The 19,206-nt window shown below is 70.5% G+C and carries 14 protein-coding genes; 6 read left to right on the forward strand and 8 right to left on the reverse strand.

The genetic code is table 11. The features are described 5' to 3' along the window. Positions 1-107 precede the first annotated feature (107 nt). Positions 108-737, forward strand: coding sequence for a DUF1707 and DUF4870 domain-containing protein (locus IMZ11_RS20270; protein ID WP_228643735.1), 630 nt, complete (start codon positions 108-110; stop codon positions 735-737). Positions 738-743: 6 nt separating this feature from the next. Here the strand turns inward: IMZ11_RS20270 and IMZ11_RS20275 are convergent, their stop codons facing one another. The 4 genes from IMZ11_RS20275 to IMZ11_RS20290 form a co-directional block, all read right to left on the reverse strand. Beyond that, the gene (locus IMZ11_RS20275) at positions 744-2,288 is read right to left on the reverse strand and encodes an ATP-dependent DNA ligase (protein ID WP_228643737.1); all 1,545 of its coding nucleotides are present in this window, start codon (positions 2,286-2,288) and stop codon (positions 744-746) included. Between the two features lie 35 nt (positions 2,289-2,323). Then, on the reverse strand, positions 2,324-3,811 hold the full coding sequence (locus tag IMZ11_RS20280) for a glycosyltransferase family 39 protein (protein ID WP_228643739.1): 1,488 nt from the start codon (positions 3,809-3,811) through the stop codon (positions 2,324-2,326). Positions 3,812-3,906: 95 nt separating this feature from the next. Then, positions 3,907-4,281: an FKBP-type peptidyl-prolyl cis-trans isomerase gene (locus IMZ11_RS20285; protein WP_061257344.1), complete on the reverse strand. Its 375-nt coding sequence runs from the start codon at positions 4,279-4,281 to the stop codon at positions 3,907-3,909. A gap of 127 nt (positions 4,282-4,408) precedes the next feature. Further along, a complete protein-coding gene (locus IMZ11_RS20290; RefSeq protein ID WP_228643741.1) occupies positions 4,409-5,848 on the reverse strand; it encodes a GuaB1 family IMP dehydrogenase-related protein in 1,440 nt (479 codons plus the stop codon). Positions 5,849-5,966: 118 nt separating this feature from the next. Between IMZ11_RS20290 and IMZ11_RS20295 the strand changes: the two genes are divergently transcribed. Beyond that, positions 5,967-6,440, forward strand: a complete 474-nt coding sequence (locus IMZ11_RS20295; RefSeq protein WP_228643743.1) for an effector binding domain-containing protein — start codon at positions 5,967-5,969, stop codon at positions 6,438-6,440. On the opposite strand, the gene IMZ11_RS20300 is transcribed toward IMZ11_RS20295, so the two are convergent. Both IMZ11_RS20300 and IMZ11_RS20305 read right to left on the reverse strand, forming a co-directional pair. Next, entirely contained in the window at positions 6,404-7,108 is a 705-nt protein-coding gene (locus IMZ11_RS20300) for a nitroreductase family protein (protein WP_228643745.1), read from the reverse strand. The genes IMZ11_RS20295 and IMZ11_RS20300 overlap by 37 nt on opposite strands. Next, a complete protein-coding gene (locus IMZ11_RS20305; protein WP_228643748.1) occupies positions 7,108-8,226 on the reverse strand; it encodes a CaiB/BaiF CoA-transferase family protein in 1,119 nt (372 codons plus the stop codon). The genes IMZ11_RS20300 and IMZ11_RS20305 overlap by 1 nt, the downstream gene beginning before the upstream one ends. Before the next feature lie 222 nt (positions 8,227-8,448). Between IMZ11_RS20305 and IMZ11_RS20310 the strand changes: the two genes are divergently transcribed. Together IMZ11_RS20310 and IMZ11_RS20315 are read left to right on the forward strand one after the other, a co-directional pair. Next, positions 8,449-9,819, forward strand: coding sequence for an FAD-binding oxidoreductase (locus IMZ11_RS20310; protein ID WP_228643750.1), 1,371 nt, complete (start codon positions 8,449-8,451; stop codon positions 9,817-9,819). A 3-nt stretch (positions 9,820-9,822) separates the two neighbouring features. Beyond that, a complete protein-coding gene (locus IMZ11_RS20315; protein ID WP_228643752.1) occupies positions 9,823-11,082 on the forward strand; it encodes a class I SAM-dependent methyltransferase in 1,260 nt (419 codons plus the stop codon). Between the two features lie 31 nt (positions 11,083-11,113). Here the strand turns inward: IMZ11_RS20315 and IMZ11_RS20320 are convergent, their stop codons facing one another. Next, positions 11,114-12,637: a long-chain fatty acid--CoA ligase gene (locus tag IMZ11_RS20320; RefSeq protein WP_228643754.1), complete on the reverse strand. Its 1,524-nt coding sequence runs from the start codon at positions 12,635-12,637 to the stop codon at positions 11,114-11,116. Positions 12,638-12,807: 170 nt separating this feature from the next. Between IMZ11_RS20320 and IMZ11_RS20325 the strand changes: the two genes are divergently transcribed. Further along, positions 12,808-14,079, forward strand: coding sequence for a cytochrome P450 (locus tag IMZ11_RS20325; protein WP_228643756.1), 1,272 nt, complete (start codon positions 12,808-12,810; stop codon positions 14,077-14,079). A gap of 108 nt (positions 14,080-14,187) precedes the next feature. On the opposite strand, the gene IMZ11_RS20330 is transcribed toward IMZ11_RS20325, so the two are convergent. Next, entirely contained in the window at positions 14,188-15,981 is a 1,794-nt protein-coding gene (locus IMZ11_RS20330) for a hypothetical protein (protein WP_228643758.1), read from the reverse strand. Positions 15,982-16,450: 469 nt separating this feature from the next. Here IMZ11_RS20330 and leuS point away from each other — a divergent pair, with 469 nt between their 5' ends. Then, complete coding sequence (gene leuS / locus IMZ11_RS20335) at positions 16,451-18,913, forward strand: leucine--tRNA ligase (RefSeq protein WP_228643760.1); 2,463 nt, start codon at positions 16,451-16,453, stop codon at positions 18,911-18,913. Positions 18,914-19,206 lie beyond the last annotated feature (293 nt).

Raw genomic sequence — 19,206 nt, forward strand, 5'->3', positions numbered from 1 at the left:
GCCCGGGTGGCGAGGCAGACTCGAAGGAGAGAGGCAGGCAGGTCGCGTCCGTCCCGGAGGTCACGAGCGTCCGGTGCGGCCGTTCCATCGACGGAGGTAGGGCATTGATGCCGGCGGCAGCGACACCATCCTGGTCCGGGCGCACGCCCATCCACCCCGAGTTGCGGGTCACGAACCAGGACCGTGACCAGGTGGTCGAGCACGTCAAGGCGGCCTACGCCGAGGGCCGCCTGGACAAGTTCGAGATGGACGAGCGGCTGCATCTCGCGATGACCGCCCGCACTCACGCCGACCTCATCCCGATCATGGATGAGCTCTACGGCGCCCGCGCCGCCGAGTACGTGCCGCCCGCGGCCCCGCCCCGGTACGACCCGCGGGCCGCCGGATACCACTCGCGTGCCGCGCACCCCGGTGCCGGGCCCGCCGATGGCGGCGACCGGGTGGGGGGAGCGGCGGCGCACCTGCTGACGCTGTGCGGCCTGTTCGTGGTCGGTCCGCTGATCATGCTGCTGACCGCCGGTCGTACCTCCCCGTTCATCAGGAGGCACGCGGTCGAGTCGTTGAACTTCCATCTCACCGTGGCGGGGGCGACCCTGCTGCTGCCCTTCACCGTCGTCGGGATGGTGCTGATCCCGTTCATATGGATCCTGGGCTTCGTGCTCGCCGTCGTCGGCGGAGTCGCGGCCGTCGCCGGGGGCGACTTCCGCTATCCCCTGACGGTCCGCCTCGTCAAGTGAGGCCGCTCAGGGCATGAGGGAGCGGACCGTGGCCACGGTGTCGGCCTCCTCGGGCCGCTTGTCCGGCCGATAGCGCAGCACCCGCGCGAACCGCAGGGCCATCCCGCCGGGATAGCGGGTCGACCGCTGCACCCCGTCGAAGGCGATCTCCACCACGAGCTCGGGCTTCACGGTGACCACCCAGCCGTCGGCCGGCCCCTCGGCCAGCCGGAGGAACTGCGCGGTCTGCCAGGTCAGCAGCTCGTCCGTGAGCCCCTTGAAGGTCTTGCCGAGCATCACGAAGCCGCCGCTCTCCGGGTCGAGCGCGCCCAGGTGGAGGTTGGACAGCCAGCCCTCGCGCCGCCCGCTGCCCCACTCGGCCGCCAGCACGACGAGATCCAGGGTGTGCCGGGGCTTGACCTTGACCCACCCGGCTCCGCGCCGTCCCGCGGCGTACGGCGCCTGGAGCGACTTGGCCACCACCCCCTCGTGGCCCAGCCGTACGGCCTCGGCGAAGAACGCCTCGCCCTCCTCCGCGTCATCCGTGACCAGGCGGGGCGTCACCAGCCCGGCGGGTACGGCCGCGGCCAGCGCTGCGTGCCGCTCCTCGGCGGGCAGATCGAGCAGGTCGGCGCCGCCGACCCGGAGGGCGTCGAAGAAGAAGACGCTCAACGGCACCGCCGCGCGGGCGGTCTCGACGTCGGTCCTGCTCGCGACCCGGCCGGAGGTGACCTGGAACGGCTCGGGCCGCCCGTCCGGCCGCAACGCGATGACCTCGCCGTCGAGCACGAGGTCGCGCTCGGGCAGCCCGAGGAGGACCTCGACCAGCTCGGGCACCTGCGGCGTGATCTCCTCAAGCGTGCGGGTGAAGACGCCGACCTGGTCACCTGACCGATGGGCCTGGACGCGCACGCCGTCGAGTTTCCACTCCAGCGCGGCCGGGCCGCCGATCTTCTCCAGGGCCGCCGTGACGGACGGCGCGCTCTGCGCGAGCATGGGCGAGACCGGCCGCCCCACCTCCAGGTGGAAACCGCGCAGCTCCTCGACTCCGCCGCGCAGCGCGGCCGCGCCCACGGCGGGCAGCCAGCCACGCAGCGTCAGCGCCCGCCTGATCTCCGTCGCGGGGACGCCGGCCGCCTTGGCGAGGGCCTCGATCATCACGCCGTCGAGGGCGCCCTGACGGAGCTCGCCGCGGATGAGCCGACGCAGGAAGGACTGCTCCTGGCGGGTGGCCGCGCTGAACAGTTCGTCGACGAGTGCCCTGCGCGCCGTCTGCGATCCGGGACCGGACTGCGCCTTGATCCGCTCGAAGAAGGAGTCGACCTGGGTCAGCGTGGCCGTGGCGACCTGACGCGGCTCGGGGGCCTCGTGGAGGGTGCGCGGGCCCACGCCGATCTGGCGCTGCGGGATCTCTCCGGAGAGATAGGCGATCGCGATCGCGGCTTCCTCGGGCGCCACCCTGCCGAGCAGCTCGGCCAGATGCGCGATCTTGGCCAGCCGCGCCGAGTCCGCCGCCACGGCCGCGGACGTCCGGGCAAGGTCGATCAGCAACACATCGTCATCCTGCCTCACCGCACCACCCTTTGCCCATCCGGGGGGACCGGCGGTCAGCTGTAGTGACGCAGCTCAGGCCACAGCGCCTGCCACGACGTGACGGGGTCCCGGCACACGGTCACGGGGATGCCCTGCTCCTCCCCGGCCATGCCGTCGATGGAGGCGGCCTGGTCGCAGCGGGTGAACCGCCCGGTCAGGAAGGACGACGGGGCTCCCACCACGACCGCGACGCGGGCCGTCTCGGGCGGAGGCCCCCACCAGTAGAGCTCGTTGTGCGGGCTGTGGACCGGGGGCAGGCCGTACTCTCCGGCCCATCGGTCCAGCGCTCCGGCCTCGCCGTAATTGGCGGCGAGCAGGACGGCGCGCGGCCGGTCGGCATCAGGGAGGGCGCGCACCACCGCCGCGACCTGCGCGGCGAACCCGGGCCAGCCGACCGACTCGCGGGCCACCTCGTTCGCCAGCGCGACCGGGGAACCGCGCAGCGAGCCGGCCGGGATGATCGGGAGGGCGAAGACGACGTTGTTGACCGCGCCGAGAGCGACCGCCGCCACGAGGAGGACCCGCCGCCGGGGCCGTCCGGTCAGCCACACGACCGCGGGCTCGCACCCCGCGGCGAAGAGGAGGATGAGAAACCCGGTCACATAGTCGGGACGCCCTCCCGAATAGAGGACGAGCGCGCAGCACAGCGGATAGGCGATCGCGAGCGATCGGGTGAGGCGGTCCCGCCAGAGCCGGATCCACCCGCCGACCATGACGGGGATGAGCGGCCAGCTCACCAGCACGATCTGCAGCGGCACGAACGTGACGCGGTTGTCGTCACCTTCGTCGATTTTCAGGGCGGCCGCCATCTGCAGCTGGGGCCACTCGTGCGTCGCCTGGTAGATCACGTTCGGCGCGGCGATCACCAGCGCGAGCAGCGCGCCGAGCCACAGGCGCGGGTCGCGCAGGGGAGCCCTGGGTCCGGCGAGCAGGAGCCCGACACCGACGCCGACGAGCAGGAGCACGATGAGCTGCCGATTGTAGGCGGCCACGCCCACCACCGCCCCGGCGGCGAGCCACCAGCGGCCGTCGCCGCGCAGCAGCGCCCTCAGGATGAACAGGATCGCCGCCGTCCATATCGGCAGGTCCAGGGTCAGGGTCAGCAGCGAGTGCCCGGCGACCAGCGGGAACAGGCCGGTCGCGATCCCCGTTGCGGCCAGGATCTGCGCGGTACGGCCTCCGCCGAGCTCGCGCGTGACGCAGGCGGTGAGGATGACGAGGACCCCGGCCAGGAGGGCGGGGACGACGCGCAGCGCGGTGACGGTGTCGCCGAAGAGCTCGGTGGACACCCGGGCCACCAGCGGCGTGAGCGGCGGGGTGTCGAAATAGCCGAGCCGGGGGCGTTCCCCGAGCAGGCGGAAGTACAGCTCGTCGCGGTGGTAGCCGTACCAGGGGCTGACCGCGAGGAGGACGGCGGCCGCGGCCAGCGCGATCGCGCCGACGGGCCGGATGGCGAAGCGGGGGAGTGCGGCGTCCTGACGGACCCCGGTGATCGTGGCCACGCGACCATAATCGACGCGGAATCCCGGGAGGGGAACCCCCGGGCACGAGCCTCCACGACACGCGTCGCGCGTGTGAAGGCCCGCGCCCGATCGGCTCAGCTCACGCCGAGCAGGTCGACCACGAAGATCAGCGTCTCGCCGGGCCTGATGGCGTGGCCCGCGCCGCGGTCGCCGTACCCGAGGTGCGGCGGGATGGTCAGCCGGCGGCGGCCGCCGACCTTCATCCCGGCGACACCCTGGTCCCAGCCGGCGATGACCCGGCCGCCGCCCAGCGGGAACTGGAAGGCCGCGCCGCGGTTCCACGACGCGTCGAACTCCTCGCCGGTCGAGAACGCGACGCCGACGTAGTGCACGCTCACGGTGTGTCCCGGCTTGGCCTCCGGGCCGTCCCCTTCGATGAGATCGACGATCTCCAGGTCCGCGGGCGGAGCGCCCTCGGGGAAGTCGATCTCGGGCTTTTCCAGTGCCACCTGGCTCTCCTTGTCGTGTTCGCGTCACTCTGGTCCCGGGCGCACGCCCAGGCCAACCGGATGACTCTACCGGGCATCCCGCGGCCGGCCGGGGCGCATGGGCGAGATCGGTGGAGTCGCCCGCCCGTCACCAGCTCTGGTGCAGGGGCATGCCCTCCGTGTAACCGGACGCGCTCTGCACGCCCACGACGGCGCGCTCGTGGAACTCGGCCAGGCTGGTCGCGCCGGCGTACGTGCACGAGGAGCGCAGGCCGGCCACGATCGCGTCGATCTGATCCTCGACGCTCGGGCGTACCGGGTCGAGGTACATCCGCGAGGTGGAGATGCCCTCCTCGAACAGCGCCTTGCGCGCCCGCTCGAACGGGCTGTCCTCCGCCGTGCGCAGCCGTACGGCACGGGCGGAGGCCATGCCGAAGTTCTCCTTGTACTTCCGGCCGTCGGCGGTCGTCCGCGTGTCGCCCGGCGACTCGTACGTCCCGGCGAACCAGGAGCCGATCATGACGTTGGAGGCGCCGGCGGCGAGGGCGAGGGCCACGTCGCGCGGGTGCCGCACACCGCCGTCGGCCCAGATGTGCCGGCCCAGTCGGTGGGCCTCGGCCGCGCACTCCAGGACGGCGGAGAACTGCGGGCGCCCCACACCCGTCATCATCCGGGTGGTGCACATGGCGCCGGGGCCGACGCCGACCTTGACGATGTCCGCGCCCGCCTCGACGAGGTCGCGGACGCCCTCCGCGGTCACCACGTTGCCGGCCGCGACCGGGACGCCGGGATCGAGCGCGCGCACGGCACGCAGCGCGGAGAGCATCTTCTCCTGGTGGCCGTGCGCGGTGTCCACGACGAGCACGTCCACGCCCGCGTCGAGCAGTTCTTTGGCCCGCGCGCTCACGTCGCCGTTGACGCCGACCGCCGCGGCGACGCGCAGCCGTCCGGAGGCGTCCACGGCCGGCTGGTACAGCGTGGCGCGCAGGGCGCCCGTACGGGTCAGGACGCCGACCAGGCGGCCCTCCCCGTCCACGACCGGGGCGAGCCGGTGCCTGCGCTCGTGCAGCGCGTCGAACGCGTCCCTGGGGTCGGTGCCCTGGGCCAGGGTCTGCGGCGACGGCGTCATGACCTGGGAGAGCTGGGTGAACATGTCGACGCCGTGGCAGTCGGCCTCGGTGACCACGCCGACCGGGCGGTTGTCCCAGTCGACGACGATGACGGCTCCGTGCGCCCGCTTGGGCAGCAGGTTCAGCGCCTCGCCGACGGTGTCGTGCGGGGTCAGGGCGATCGGCGTGTCGTGGACGAGGTCGCGTTCCTTCACCCAGGTGATCACGTCGGCGACCACGTCGAACGGGATGTCCTGGGGGATCACGGCGATGCCGCCGCGTCTGGCCACGGTCTCCGCCATCCGGCGGCCCGCGACGGCGGTCATGTTGGCCACGACGATCGGGATGGTGGTACCGGTGCCGTCCTTCGCCGACAGATCGACGGCCAGCCGGGACCCGACGGCCGAGCGGGACGGGACCATGAACACGTCGCTGTACGTGAGATCGTAGGGCGGCGTCAGATCATTGAGGAATCGCACGTTTGTCCAGCCTATGCGGTGAACGGACAAAGTTGGCATTCCCCGCCACACCGATGGCGTGCACGCGCGATCCGCTCCGTAGGATCCCTGTTGGCGAGGGAACCATTGGGGAGGAACTGTGATCATCGTGGATCGGCCGGAGGTGCTCGTCGTCGGCCATGCCGTACGGACGACCAACGCGGCGGAGGCCGACCCCTCCCGGGCACTGCTGCCGACTCTGTGGGCACGCGCGGGCGCGCCCGGAGCCTTCGCGCACGTGCCGGGACGCGTCGACGAGAACCTGTACGCCGTGCTGACGGACTACGAGAGCGACCACCACGGGGCCTACACCCAGATCGTCGGCGTCGCCGTGCACACCGCGGCCCGGCTGCCCGAGGGTATGGTGGCCGTCCGGGCGCCGGGCGTTCCGGCCATCCGCATGGAGGCCCGCGGCCCGATGCCCGACGCGCTCCTGGACGTCTGGCAGCAGGTGTGGGACCACACCGAGTCCGGCGGCAGCCCGGCGCGCGCGTTCACCACCGACCTGGAGATCCACCATCCGTCGGGCGTCGACCTCTACGTCGCGGTGCTGCCGTCCTTCGGCGACTCCTGAGCCCCTTCCGGCGCGGGCTCCGGATAGTTCCAGAGCGGCTCGGAGATCTCGAAGCCGACCGGCTCGCCCCACCGGTTGCGATAGCTCACCTCGTGGACCGGGCGGCGCGGGGCGACGCCCCACCGTCCGGTGGGGTAGCCGAAGGTGACCGTGCAGGCGAGCGCCCACCCCTTGTCCTCGGGCACGCCGAGCACGCGCATCGCCTCGGCGCCGTGGAACAGGCCCAGGACCGTGGTCAGCGCGCTGCCCACGCCGAACGCGCGGGCGGCGAGCTGGGCGTTCCAGACCGAGGGGAAGATCGAGCCGCCGCCCGGGTCGTTCCGGGTGAACGCGAAGAGCAGCAGCGGATAGCCCTCGAAGTGGTCGGCCAGATGCTTGGCCGACTTCAGCACGTTCAGCGTCGCGGTGTCGCCGGACGCCTCGGCTCGTTCGCGCATCGGCCGGTAGTGGCCCTCGAACAGCACGGCGAGCGCGTCGCGGTAGAGCGGTCCGAGCCGCGCCTTCACGTCGGGGTCGTCGACGAGCAGGAAGCGCCAGCCCTGCGTGTTTCCGCCGCTCGGCCCGCGCACCGCGGCGTCCATGATGCGCTCCTGGACCTCCATCGGGATGGGATCCGGCCGCACCCGGCGCATCGCGCGGGTGGTGTACAGCGCCTCGAAGACGTCCATCAGGCCAGTACCCCCTTCTCTCGCAGTGCGGCCGCGGCGGCGTCGTCCAGTCCCCAGGCGTCGAGGTCGAGCAGGCGGGTGGCGGGAGCCAGGTCGCTCCGTCCCGCTCCCAGCAGCCGGGGCGCGGGCGCCGGGTGCGTCATCCCGTCCACCTCGACGAACGTGCCGCGCGCCTGGTTGTGCGGGTGGCGCACGGCCTCGTCCATCGAGAGCACCGGGGACACGCAGGCGTCGGAGCCTTCGAAGACCGCCTCCCACTCGGCCCGCGTACGCGCGCGGAACTCGGTAGCCAGCCGCTTGCGGATCTCCGGCCAGTTCGCGGAGTCGTCCCGGTCGGGAAGGTCGGAGAGGCCCATCTTCGCCACCATCTCGGCCCAGAACTGCGGCTCCAGCGAGCCCACGGCGAGGAACCCGCCGTCCGCCGTCTCGTACGTGTCGTACATCGGGGCGCCGGTGTCCAGCAGGTTGGTGCCCCGCGGACCCCAGGCGCCGGCCTGGACGCCGTGGTAGAACATCGCGAACAGGGCGGCCGCGCCGTCCACCATGGCGGCGTCGATCACCCGGCCCCGCCCGGTGCGCTCCCGCTCGAAGAGCGCGAGCAGGACGCCGTACGCGAGCATGAGACCGCCTCCGGCGAAGTCACCGAGGATGTTGATCGGCGGGGTGGGCTTGTCGCCCTCACGGCCCAGCAAGGACAGCGCGCCCGAGACGGCGATGTAGTCGATGTCGTGCCCGGCCCTCGGCGCCAGCGGACCCTCCTGGCCCCAGCCGGTCATCCGGCCGTACACCAGCCGCTCGTTCACGGCGTGCAGGTCGGCCGGGCCGATGCCGAGCCGCTCCGCCACCCCGGGCCGGAACACCTCGATGACCACGTCCGCGCCCGCGGCGAGCTTCTTGAACGCCCCGACGCCCTCGGGGGACTTCAGATCGAGGCCGATCGTGCGCTTGCCCCGGTCCATCACGTCCCGGCGCGGCCGGTCGCTCACCGCAGCGACCCTGTCGACGCGCAGTACCTCGGCGCCGTGATCGGCGAGCATCATTCCGGCGAACGGCCCGGGAGCGAGCCCGGCAAGCTCCAGCACGCGTATCCCGGCGAGCGGGCCCTTCGGTTCACTCATGGGAGCCTCCTCCGGTCTTGTCACATGGCCCGCCAAGTAGAACAAGGTTCGGTCTGTCCGTGCAAGCGGGGGCGGGAGCGGCGCCGACCAGGCCCCCCTGGCGGATCATCGATTTCTGAGCCCTGATAGTTTTCTCGGGCTTAACGTGTCCGGTCTGGTCTGCGATGGTTTCCAGGGATACCGTGCCCTAGAGACGATCTCTATTTTCCTGGGGGTGGTTTCATGCCAGAGCGCACGGCCAGTATGACCGCCCATGACAAGGCGGTCGAGCAGATCAGGGAGTCGTATGCCGCGATTCCCGATGGCGCCGCGCCCCGGCTGGCCAAGGCCACCACGAACCTGTTCCGCTTCCGCGAGCCGGCCAAGACGGCCAAGCTCTCGGCCCGCGACCTCGACCAGGTGATCGAGGTGGACCCGGAGACCATGACGGCCGAGGTCCAGGGTATGACGACGTACGAGAACCTCGTCGACGCCACCCTGCCGTACGGCCTGATGCCGTACGTCGTGCCGCAGCTCAAGACGATCACGCTGGGCGGCGCCGTGACCGGGCTCGGGATCGAGTCCAGCAGCTTCAGGGACGGCCTGCCGCACGAGTCGGTCGAGGAGTTGGAGGTCCTGACCGGCGACGGCAGGGTCGTCATCGCCCGCGCCGACAACGAGCACGCCGACCTGTTCCGCTCGTTCCCCAACTCGTACGGCACGCTGGGCTACGCCCTGCGGATCCGGATCAAGCTGGCCCCGGTCAAGCCGTTCGTCCGGCTGACCCATGTCAGGTTCACCGACGCCGCCAAGTGCATGCTCGCCATGCAGGAGATCTGCCAGAGCGGCGAGTACGACGGTGAGCGGGTCGACTTCGTCGACGGGACGTACTTCGGACCCGACGAGCTCTACGTCACGGTCGGCACGTTCGCCGACAAGGCGCCCTACGCCTCCGACTACACGGGCATGCGGATCTACTACCAGTCGCTGCGCACCCGCACCCGCGACTGGCTCACCATCCGCGACTACCTGTGGCGCTGGGACACCGACTGGTTCTGGTGCTCGCGCGCGTTCGGCGTGCAGCAGCCGCTGGTCCGCTCGCTCCTGCCGCGCCGCTGGCTCCGCTCCGACGTCTACCGGCGGCTCGTCGGCCTCGACCAGAGGTACGGCGTGACCGCGCGGCTGGACCGCTGGCGGAACAACCCGGTGCAGGAGTCGGTCATCCAGGACGTCGAGGTGCCGATCGAGCGTGGGGCCGAGTTCCTGGAGTTCTTCCAGGAGCAGGTGGGCATGACGCCCGTCTGGATGTGTCCGCTCAAGGCCACGGGGGAGTGGTCCCTCTACCCCTTGGAGCCGGGGCGGCTCTATGTGAACTTCGGGTTCTGGGGAATGGTGCCGCTACCCCGGGGCTCGCACGACGGCCATCACAACCGGTTGATCGAGAACGCCGTGCACGAGTTGGAGGGGCACAAGTCCCTCTACTCCACCTCCTTCTACGAGCGGGAGGAGTTCTGGCGGCTGTATAACGGGGACGCCTACTGGCCGGTCAAACGGTCCTACGACCCCGGTGGGCGGTTGCTCGACCTGTATGAGAAGTGTGTACGGGGAAGGTGATCCATGAAACTCGCCGAGATCTTCGAGAAGATCGTTGGCCCGGACGCGGACGTTCAGTTCGTCGCATATGACGGGAGCAAGGCGGGTCCCCCCACCGCCGACGTCCGCATCGAAGTGAAGTCGCCCATCGCGGTCGCGTACCTTGCGCAGGCCCCGGGGGAACTCGGTCTGGCCCGCGCGTACATCTCCGGCCACATCGATGTGCACGGCGACATGTACGAGCTGCTCAACCGGATGTGGTCGCTGACGATCAACGACCTCCCCCTCAGCGAGAAGGTCGCGGCGGTGCGCGCCCTCGGCACCAAGCCGCTGCTGATGCGGGTGCCCCCGCCGCCGCAGGAGATGCGACGCAGCACGCTGGCCCGGCTCGGCAGCAGGCACGCCAAGCAGCGTGACGCGGAGGCGATCCACCACCACTACGACGTCTCCAACCGGTTCTACGAGTGGGTGCTCGGCCCCTCCATGGCGTACACCTGCGCGGTCTTCCCGACGGCGGACGCCACGCTGGAGGAGGCGCAGTACGCCAAGTTCGACCTGGTGGCCAAGAAGCTCGACCTCCAGCCCGGCATGCGGCTGCTCGACATCGGCTGCGGCTGGGGCGGCATGGTCATGCACGCCGCTCGCGAGTACGGCGTGAAGAGCCTCGGTGTCACGCTCTCCCGGCAGCAGGCCGAGTGGGCGCAGAAGGCGATCGCCGAGGCGGGCCTGTCCGAGCTGGCCGAGGTCCGCTACATGGACTACCGGGACGTCAAGGAGGGCGGCTTCGACCGGATCAGCTCGATCGGCCTCACCGAGCACATCGGCAAGGACAACCTGCCGGCGTACTTCTCCTTCCTGTACGGCAAGCTCAAGCCGGGCGGGCGGCTCCTCAACCACTGCATCACCCGGCCGACCGGCACGGAGAAGACGTTCAACAAGGGCGGGTTCATCAACCGCTACGTCTTCCCCGACGGCGAGCTGGAGTCGGTCGGCCATCTCGTCCGGCAGATGGAGGACACCGGCTTCGAGATCCGGCACGAGGAGAACCTCCGCGAGCACTACGCGCTCACGCTTCGCGAGTGGTGCGCCAACCTCGACGCCCACTGGGACGAGGCGGTCCGCGAGGTCGGCCGGGGCACCGCCCGGGTGTGGCGGCTCTACATGGCCGGATGCGTCGTCGGCTTCGAGCGGAACAAGGTCCAGCTCCACCAGGTCCTCGGCGTCAAGCTCGACAACGAGGGCGGTTCCCGCGTGGCCCTCCGCCCGTCGCTCGACTGGCCCTGAGGCGGGCGGAGGCCGTCCGTGTCCGTGACCGCTACCGCAGCTCGCGCTTGAGGATCTTGCCGGTGGCGGTCATGGGCAGGGCGTCGCGGAACTCGATGATCCGCGGGTACTTGTAGCCCGCCATGGTCTCGCGGCTCCAGGCGACCAGTTCGTCCTCGGTGACCGTCGCGCCGGCGTTGCGGATGACGTACGCCTTGATCTCCTCGCCGTGCGACTCGTGCGCGACGCCGACGACCGCGGCGAGCGAGACGTCCGAGTGGGTCATCAGGACCTCCTCGATCTCGCGCGGGTAGACGTTGAAGCCGCCCCGGATGATCATGTCCTTGGCACGGTCGACGATGAAGTAGTAGCCGTCCTCATCGCGCCTGGCCACGTCGCCGGTCCGGAACCAGCCGTCGTTCATGACCTCGGCCGTCGCCTCCGGCCGGTTGTAGTAGCCCCTCATGATGTTGTGGCCGCGGACGGCGATCTCACCCAGCTCGTCCTGGGTGTTCCACTCGGCGTCGATCAGCTTCATCTCCACGCCCCAGATGGGGGTCCCGATCGATCCCGCCTTCGCCGGCCTGCCCGGCTGGTTGAAGCACGCCACCGGCGAGGTCTCGGACAGTCCGTACCCCTCCAGCACGTCGGTGCCGAAGGTCGCGGAGAAGTCCTTGAGCACCTCGACGGGGATCGCCGCGCCGCCGGAGACGGCGGTCTTGAGGGTGGAAGGCACCTCGGCCGCGCCGGTGTGGACCGCCGTCAGCATCGCCCAGTACATCGTCGGCACGCCCGCGAACAGCGTGACGTTCTCCGCCGCCATCAGCGCGAGCGCGTCCGCGGGGTCGAAGCGCGGCACGAGCACCAGGGCGGCACGCCGCCGGAACCCGGCGTTCATGATCACGGTCTGGCCGAAGGAGTGGAACAGCGGCAGCGTGGCGAGATAGACGTCGTTCCCCTGGCGCGGGAACATCTCGTCGCTGACCATCGCGTTGAGGAGCATGTTCTGGTGGCTGAGCTCGGCGCCCTTGGGCTGGCCCGTGGTCCCGCTGGTGTAGAGAATGACGGCCGTGTCGTCCGGCGCCGTCTGCACCGTCTCGAACTCGCCGGACATCCCGTCGAGCGCGGCCCACAGCGTCTCGCCGTACTGGGACTCGGTGGCGAACGCCTGCGCGGGGAGCACGAAGAAGTGTTCGGCGCCGGAGTCCTGGAAGCCCTTGAGGCCGCGCTCGCCGAGCGGCAGCTCGGGGGTGCCCTCGAAGCAGAAGAACGCCTTCGCGTCTGAGTCGTCGATGTGGTAGGCGATCTCGCGCGACTGGAGCAGCACGTTCAGTGGGACGACGGTCGCGCCGGTCTTCAGGATGCCGAAGTAGACGAAGGGGAAGTAGGGGAGGTTCGGACAGGCCAGCGCCACCTTGTCGCCCTTGCCGATCCCCCGGGAGACGAGCAGGTTGGCCACCTGGCGCGCGATGGTGTCGACCAGGGAGTAGGGCAGGCGCAGGTCTCCGAAGACGACGGCGGTCCTGTCCGGGGTTTCCCGAGCGCTGTCCTCGAGCACGACAGAGAGATTGAGCATCGCCGCTCCTCGGTTCCGTGGGGGATACATACCGACCGGTTGGTAACAAGGTACTAGTAGATCGCCTCGAATGTCATGATCGTGTGGGGATCTGGCGGACGGGGGAGGGCTGTGGCACTATCGAAAACCGAACGCGATTCCAGCCCCTCTGAGGCCCGGAGGCCCGTCCCATGACGACTCAGCCCGTGGATCGCACGCCGATCAGGACGGCGGCCGACGTCAACCTGACCGACTGGGACTTCTGGGCCCGGCCCATCGATGAGCGAGAGCACGCGTTCCGGCTGCTGCGCGGCCTGGAGACGCCCGCGTTCTACCCCGAACCGGAGCTGTCGTTCGCCCCGGCCGGTCCCGGATACCACGCCCTGGTACGGCACGCCGACATCGTCGAGGCGAGCAGGAACCCCGAGATCTTCTGCTCGGGTGACGGCGGCTCGACCAACATCGTCGACATGCCCGCCGAGTTCGTCGAGTACTTCGGCTCGATGATCAACATGGACGACCCCCGGCACGCGCGGCTGCGCCGGATCGTCTCCCGGGCGTTCACCCCGAGGATGATCAAGCAGTTCGAGGCCGACGTGGAAGCCGCGGCCGTACGCATCGTGGACGACCTGCTGGCGAAGGGCCCCGGATGCGACTTCGTCGCCGAGGTGGCCGCCCGCCTGCCCCTGAAGATCATCTGCGACATGATGGGGATCTCGGAGCGGGACTACGGCTTCGTCTTCGACCGGTCCAACATCATCCTGGGCGCCTCCGACCCCGAGTACGTCAGCGACCCGGAGTCGATCGCCACCGCACTGCTCACCGCCGGGCTGGACCTGCAGCAACTCGTCCAGGACCTGGCCGCGCACCGCACCGAGAGCCCGACCGACGACCTCACGTCCTCCCTCGTCAACGCCAACATCGACGGCGAGCGGCTGACCGCGCAGGAGCTCGGCTCGTTCTTCATCCTGCTCGTCGTCGCGGGCAACGAGACCACCCGCAACGCCATCTCGTACGGCATGCGCCTGCTCACGCTCCACCCGGACCAGCGGAGGCTCTGGACGGAGGACTTCGCCGGGCGGACTCCGGGCGCGGTCGAGGAGATCGTGCGGCTCGCGTCACCGGTCAACTACATGCGCCGCAAGGTCACCCGCGACCACGAGATGAACGGCACGCTGTACCGGCAGGGCGAGAAGGTCGTCCTCTACTACTGGTCCGCGAACCGGGACGAGGCGGTCTTCACCGATCCACTCCGGTTCGACATCCTCCGCGACCCCAACCCGCACCTCGGATTCGGCGGGCCGGGCCCGCACTTCTGCCTCGGCGCCCACCTGGCCCGGCGAGAGATCAGTGTGATGTTCCGCGAGCTGCTCACCCGGGTCCCCGGGATCGAGGCGGGCGAGCCGGAGATCCTCTTCTCCAGCTTCATCAACGGAACCAAGCACATGACCTGCACGTTCTGACCGGACCGGGAGCCCGCCGGGTTCGCCGGGAGCGGCGAGCTCGCCGGTCGGGTTCCGTGGACCCACGACGTGCCGTGGTGCGGCGTGGCGTGGATCCGCGGAACGCCCCTAGCCGACCGGGCGGACCGACTTGAAGACGGTGTTGATGTCGGGCAGCAGCTCGCCCTTCACCTTCGGCACCTGCATGTAGACGATGGTCGGCAGGTCGCCGCCCGCGTTCAGCGCCGCGACGACCGCGGTGGTCTGCTCGGAGCCCGACTTCACCGTGTAGGCGATGAGCTGGCCGGTCATGCCACCCCGCGACATCCGCTGCTGGGCCGACTTGGAGACCTTGGTGTTCTTGTCGAAGAGCTTCTGCCGTGCCTGGAGCATCACCCCGTTGAGGACCGGGGTGAGGTCATCCTCGGAGGTGTACTTCGCGGCCAGGGACTCCACCAGCGGGCCGGTCATCACCTGGGCGAACTGCGGCTTGCCTTCGGGGGTCATCCCCGCCGCGACGTACTGCCGGGTCGCGAAGCCGTAGGTGTCCTGGATGTGCTGGGCGCGCTGGTCGAGCTGCCACGGGCCGCCGAGCCGGGGCAGCGTGATCCGCCCCGCCGTGTCGGTGACCTTGCCCGAGACCGGGGACGGCGTGCCCTTGTAGGTCGGCAGGGCCGGCAGCGACTGGGGCTTGGCCGCGACCGCCGACGGCTTGGCGGACGGCTTGGCCGACGGGGAGCTTTCGCCCGTGGACTCGCCCGAACTCAGCGGGCCGGAGACGAACGCCCACACCAGCGCGGCGATCAGCGCGACGACCACCGAGCCGATCAGCGCGAACAGCCATATCGGCCGCCCGCCCTCGTCGTCGTAGTAGTCGTCGTCCGGCCCGCGTTCACCGTCGCCGAAGACGGTGTTCCACAGCTCCTCCTGGCGGTGCGCCGGAGGAGTCTTGGGGCCGCTGATCTGACCGGCCGTGACGAACGGGCGGTACGGGTCGTCGGGGCGCTCCATGCCCTCCTGCGGCCGGTCGAACGGCCCCGCCGGGCCGGGGAAACCGGGCTGCGCGCCCCCCGGAGCTCCGGGGGCTCCCGGGACACCAGGGGAGCCGGGAACCCCCGGGGCCCCCGGCGGAGGTCCGGCGGGGGATGCCTGGGGATACGCGGCGGGCGCGGACATCGACATCGTGGAATCCGCCGACATGGGCATCGACATCGTCGACTCCGCCGGTGCCGCGGCGAACGGCGAGCGGTCGGCGCTCAGCGGGTCCGGCCGCGACGAGGGGTCCTGGCCCAGGGGATCGATGCGCATGGTGTCGGACCGCAGCGGATCCGGCCGCATCGGGTCCTGACGCATCGGGTCTGAGCGCATGGGGTCCGGGCGCATGCCCAGCGGGTCCTCCCGTACGCGGAGCGGGTCCTCGCGCGGATGGTCGGGCCGCATCGGGTCGGGGCGCGCGGAATCCGAGCGCATGGGGTCGGGCCACAGCGGGTCCGGGCGCGTGGGATCGGATCGCATCGGGTCAGGCCGGGTCGGGTCCTGACGCATGGGATCCGGGCGAATGCCGAGCGGGTCGGCGCCGTACGACGCCGGGGGCGGCGGCAGGAAGGGGTTGGCCCCCGCCGCGTGCTGCGAGGACTGCGGCATGCCGTACGGGTCGTCGGAACGCGCGTCGCCGTACGAGGACGGAGGAGGGGGCATGAACGCGCTCCGCCCCTCCTGGCCCGGCGACGGGTACTGCGACGGGGCCTGGCCCTGTGGTGGGTACGGCGAGTGGTGCTGCGCGGACTGGTCCGTGCCCGGGTTGGTGGTGTCGAACGACCTGACCGACGGCGTGAAAGAGGAGGCCGCGGGGACCTCGGGCCAGGCCGGTGGAACCTCCGGCCACGCCGGGGTCCGTTGCGGCTCACTGTGCTCCGAGGGCATGCTACCTCCCGAGATCATGCCCGAATTGGGTGCGCCTGGCATGATCTCATGTGAACCTGGGGGCGCCGCATGGAAACCCGAGAATGCTCCGCGGAATTGCTCGCCCGTCGGGTCGGTCGGCGGGTCCTGCATCGGAAGGTCCGTCTGCGGGAATTCCGGGCCCGATCCCGGCTGGACTGAGTTCACCACAGCGAAGAGCGTAAACTAAAGGGACATAGGCGGTCACAGCGGATCTATCACCATCGCGTATCGCCCGTCTAGGGGGTAACGCCTCCCATTAGATCCTGAAGCGACGCTCTTGCCGTCTGCGCTACCCTTGGTATATGCGCGCCGTGACCCTGCTTGCCTGGCCGCATCGTCTGGGCTGATCCCCCCTCGATGCGGCTGCCCCTCGTGCGAAGCGGGGGGCTTTGTCGTGAGCAGGCGCCCTCACCGTGCCTTTAAGGAAAGCATCCCTTCGGGAGTTGACGTGGACGAGCTGGTGTACGACCCGCAGGCGCTGCAGGCCAAGTGGCTGCGGCGCTGGGAGGAGCTGAATCCCTTCGCGGCGGTGGAGGACGCGGCGGACACCCGGCCGCGCAGGTACATGCTCGACATGTTCGCCTACCCGTCGGGCGACCTCCACATGGGGCACGGCGAGGTGTTCGCCATCGGCGACGTGATCGCGCGCTACTGGTTCCAGAAGGGCTACAACGTCCTGCACCCCGTCGGCTGGGACTCCTTCGGCCTGCCCGCGGAGAACGCCGCGATCAAGCGCGACGCGCACCCCGCCGAGTGGACCTACGCCAACATCGAGACCCAGGCGAACTCGTTCAAGCGTTACGCGGTCTCCTTCGACTGGTCGCGGCGGTTGCACACCAGCGACGAGGACTACTACCGCTGGAACCAGTGGCTGTTCAACCGCTTCTTCGAGCGGGGCCTGGCCTACCGCAGGGGCGGGCTGGTCAACTGGTGTCCCACCGACCAGACGGTGCTGGCCAACGAGCAGGTCGTGGCGGGCAAGTGCGAGCGCTGCGGCTCCGACGTCGTCCGCCGCGAGCTGACGCAGTGGTACTTCAAGATCACTGACTACGCCGACCGGCTGCTGGACGACATGAAGCTGCTCGAGAACGGCTGGCCGGAGCGCGTGCTCACCATGCAGCGCAACTGGATCGGCCGCTCGACCGGCGCCGACGTCCAGTTCGAGATCGAGGGCAGGGACGAGCCGGTCACGGTCTACACCACCCGGCCCGACACCCTGTACGGCGCGACCTTCTTCGTGGTCGCCGCCGACGCGCCGCTGGCCGAGGAGATCGTGGCCCCCGGGCAGCGAGAGGCGCTGGCCGCGTACCGCGCCGAGGTCGCCAAGCTGTCCGACATTGAGCGCCTGTCCACCGAAAAGGAGAAGACGGGCGTCTTCCTGGGCGTGCACGCCGTCAACCCGGTGAACGGCGAGCGGATCCCGGTCTGGGCGGCCGACTACGTCCTGTCCGACTACGGCCACGGCGCGATCATGGCGGTTCCCGCCCATGACCAGCGCGACCTGGACTTCGCGGTGAAGTTCGGGCTGCCGGTCAAGGTCGTCGTGCACACCGGCCTGGCCGATCCGGGCGAGACCGGCATCGCGACCCCCGGTGAGGGCACACTGGTCAACTCCGGGCCGCTGGACGGCCTGTCCAAGTCCGAGGCCATCGCGCGGATCACGCAGGTCCTGGCCGAGCGGGGCACCGGCCACGCGGCGGTCAACTTCCGGCTGCGTGACTGGCTGCTGTCCCGGCAGCGTTTCTGGGGCACCCCGATCCCGATCATCCACTGCCCGGACTGCGGCGAGGTGCCCGTCCCCGACGACCAGCTCCCCGTCACGCTGCCCGACCTGCGCGGCGCCGACCTCAAGCCGAAGGGTGTCTCGCCCCTGGCCGCGGCCACGGACTGGGTCAACGTGGAGTGCCCCAAGTGCGGCGGAGCCGCCAGGCGGGACACCGACACGATGGACACCTTCGTCGACTCGTCGTGGTACTTCCTGCGTTACTGCTCCCCGGGGTACGAGGACGGCCCGTTCGACGTCGCCCAGGTCCGCAAGTGGGGCCCGATCGACCAGTACATCGGCGGGCAGGAGCACGCCGTGCTCCACCTGCTGTACTCGCGGTTCTTCATCAAGGTGCTGCACGACATGGGGATGGTGACCTTCACCGAACCGTTCATGCGCCTGCTGAACCAGGGCCAGGTCATCAACCAGGGCAAGGCCATGTCCAAGTCCCTGGGCAACGGCGTCGACCTCGGCAAGCAGATCGACGACTTCGGGGTGGACGCGGTCCGGCTGACCATGATCTTCGCCGGCCCGCCGGAGGACGACATCGACTGGGCCGACGTCTCGCCCGCCGCCTCGCAGAAGTTCCTGGCCCGCGCCTTCCGCGTGATGGCCGAGGCCGGTGCCGCTTCCGCGCCCGGCGCCGACCCCGCGAGTGGGGACCTGGAACTGCGCAAGGTCACCCACCGCACCATCGACGAGGTCACCAAGCTGCTCGAGTCCTACCGCTTCAATGTCGCGGTGGCCCGCATGATGGAGCTCACCTCGGCGGCGCGCAAGGCCATCGACTCCGGCCCGGGTGCCGGCGATGCCGCCGTGCGCGAGGCCGCCGAGACGCTGGCCGTCATGCTGTCACTCGTCGCGCCGTACGCCGCGGAGGAGGGCTGGGAGAAGCTCGGCCACGAGCCGTCGGTGGCCAAGGCCGGCTGGCCGGTCGCCGACCCGGCGCTGCTGGTGCAGGAGTCGGTCACCTGCGTCGTCCAGGTCGCCGGCAAGGTCCGGGACCGCCTGGAGGTGTCGCCGGGGATCTCCGCCGCCGAACTGGAGGCGCTGGCCCTGGGCAGCGAGAAGGTCCGGCAGTACCTCGACGGTGCCCCGCGCAAGGTGATCGTGCGCGAGCCGAAGCTGGTCAACATCGTCCCGTGACGCCCGTGGCGCGTGGCCGCGATACCCGGCGACCGTCGGGTGCCGCGGCCACGCTCATGCCTGCGCGCGGGGCTGGTGGGGATCTGGCGTTCGGCGACGAACTGGACGCTCTCACCGGCCGTTGACGCTGGGCGATCAGCCCGACAAAATGGCGCGCGAGCCACATATCGAACATTGTTAGGCGTGCGGTCAGGGCATGCCACGACCATCCACCGCGCATGCGGTGGTCCTGGAGCGTGCGCCTGACCGTCCGGCTCACGTCGGGGTGCCTCCAGGATGGGAGGCACGTCTTG

It is taken from the genome of Microtetraspora sp. AC03309 (assembly GCF_020826795.1).
GTDB lineage: Bacteria > Actinomycetota > Actinomycetes > Streptosporangiales > Streptosporangiaceae > Microtetraspora > Microtetraspora glauca.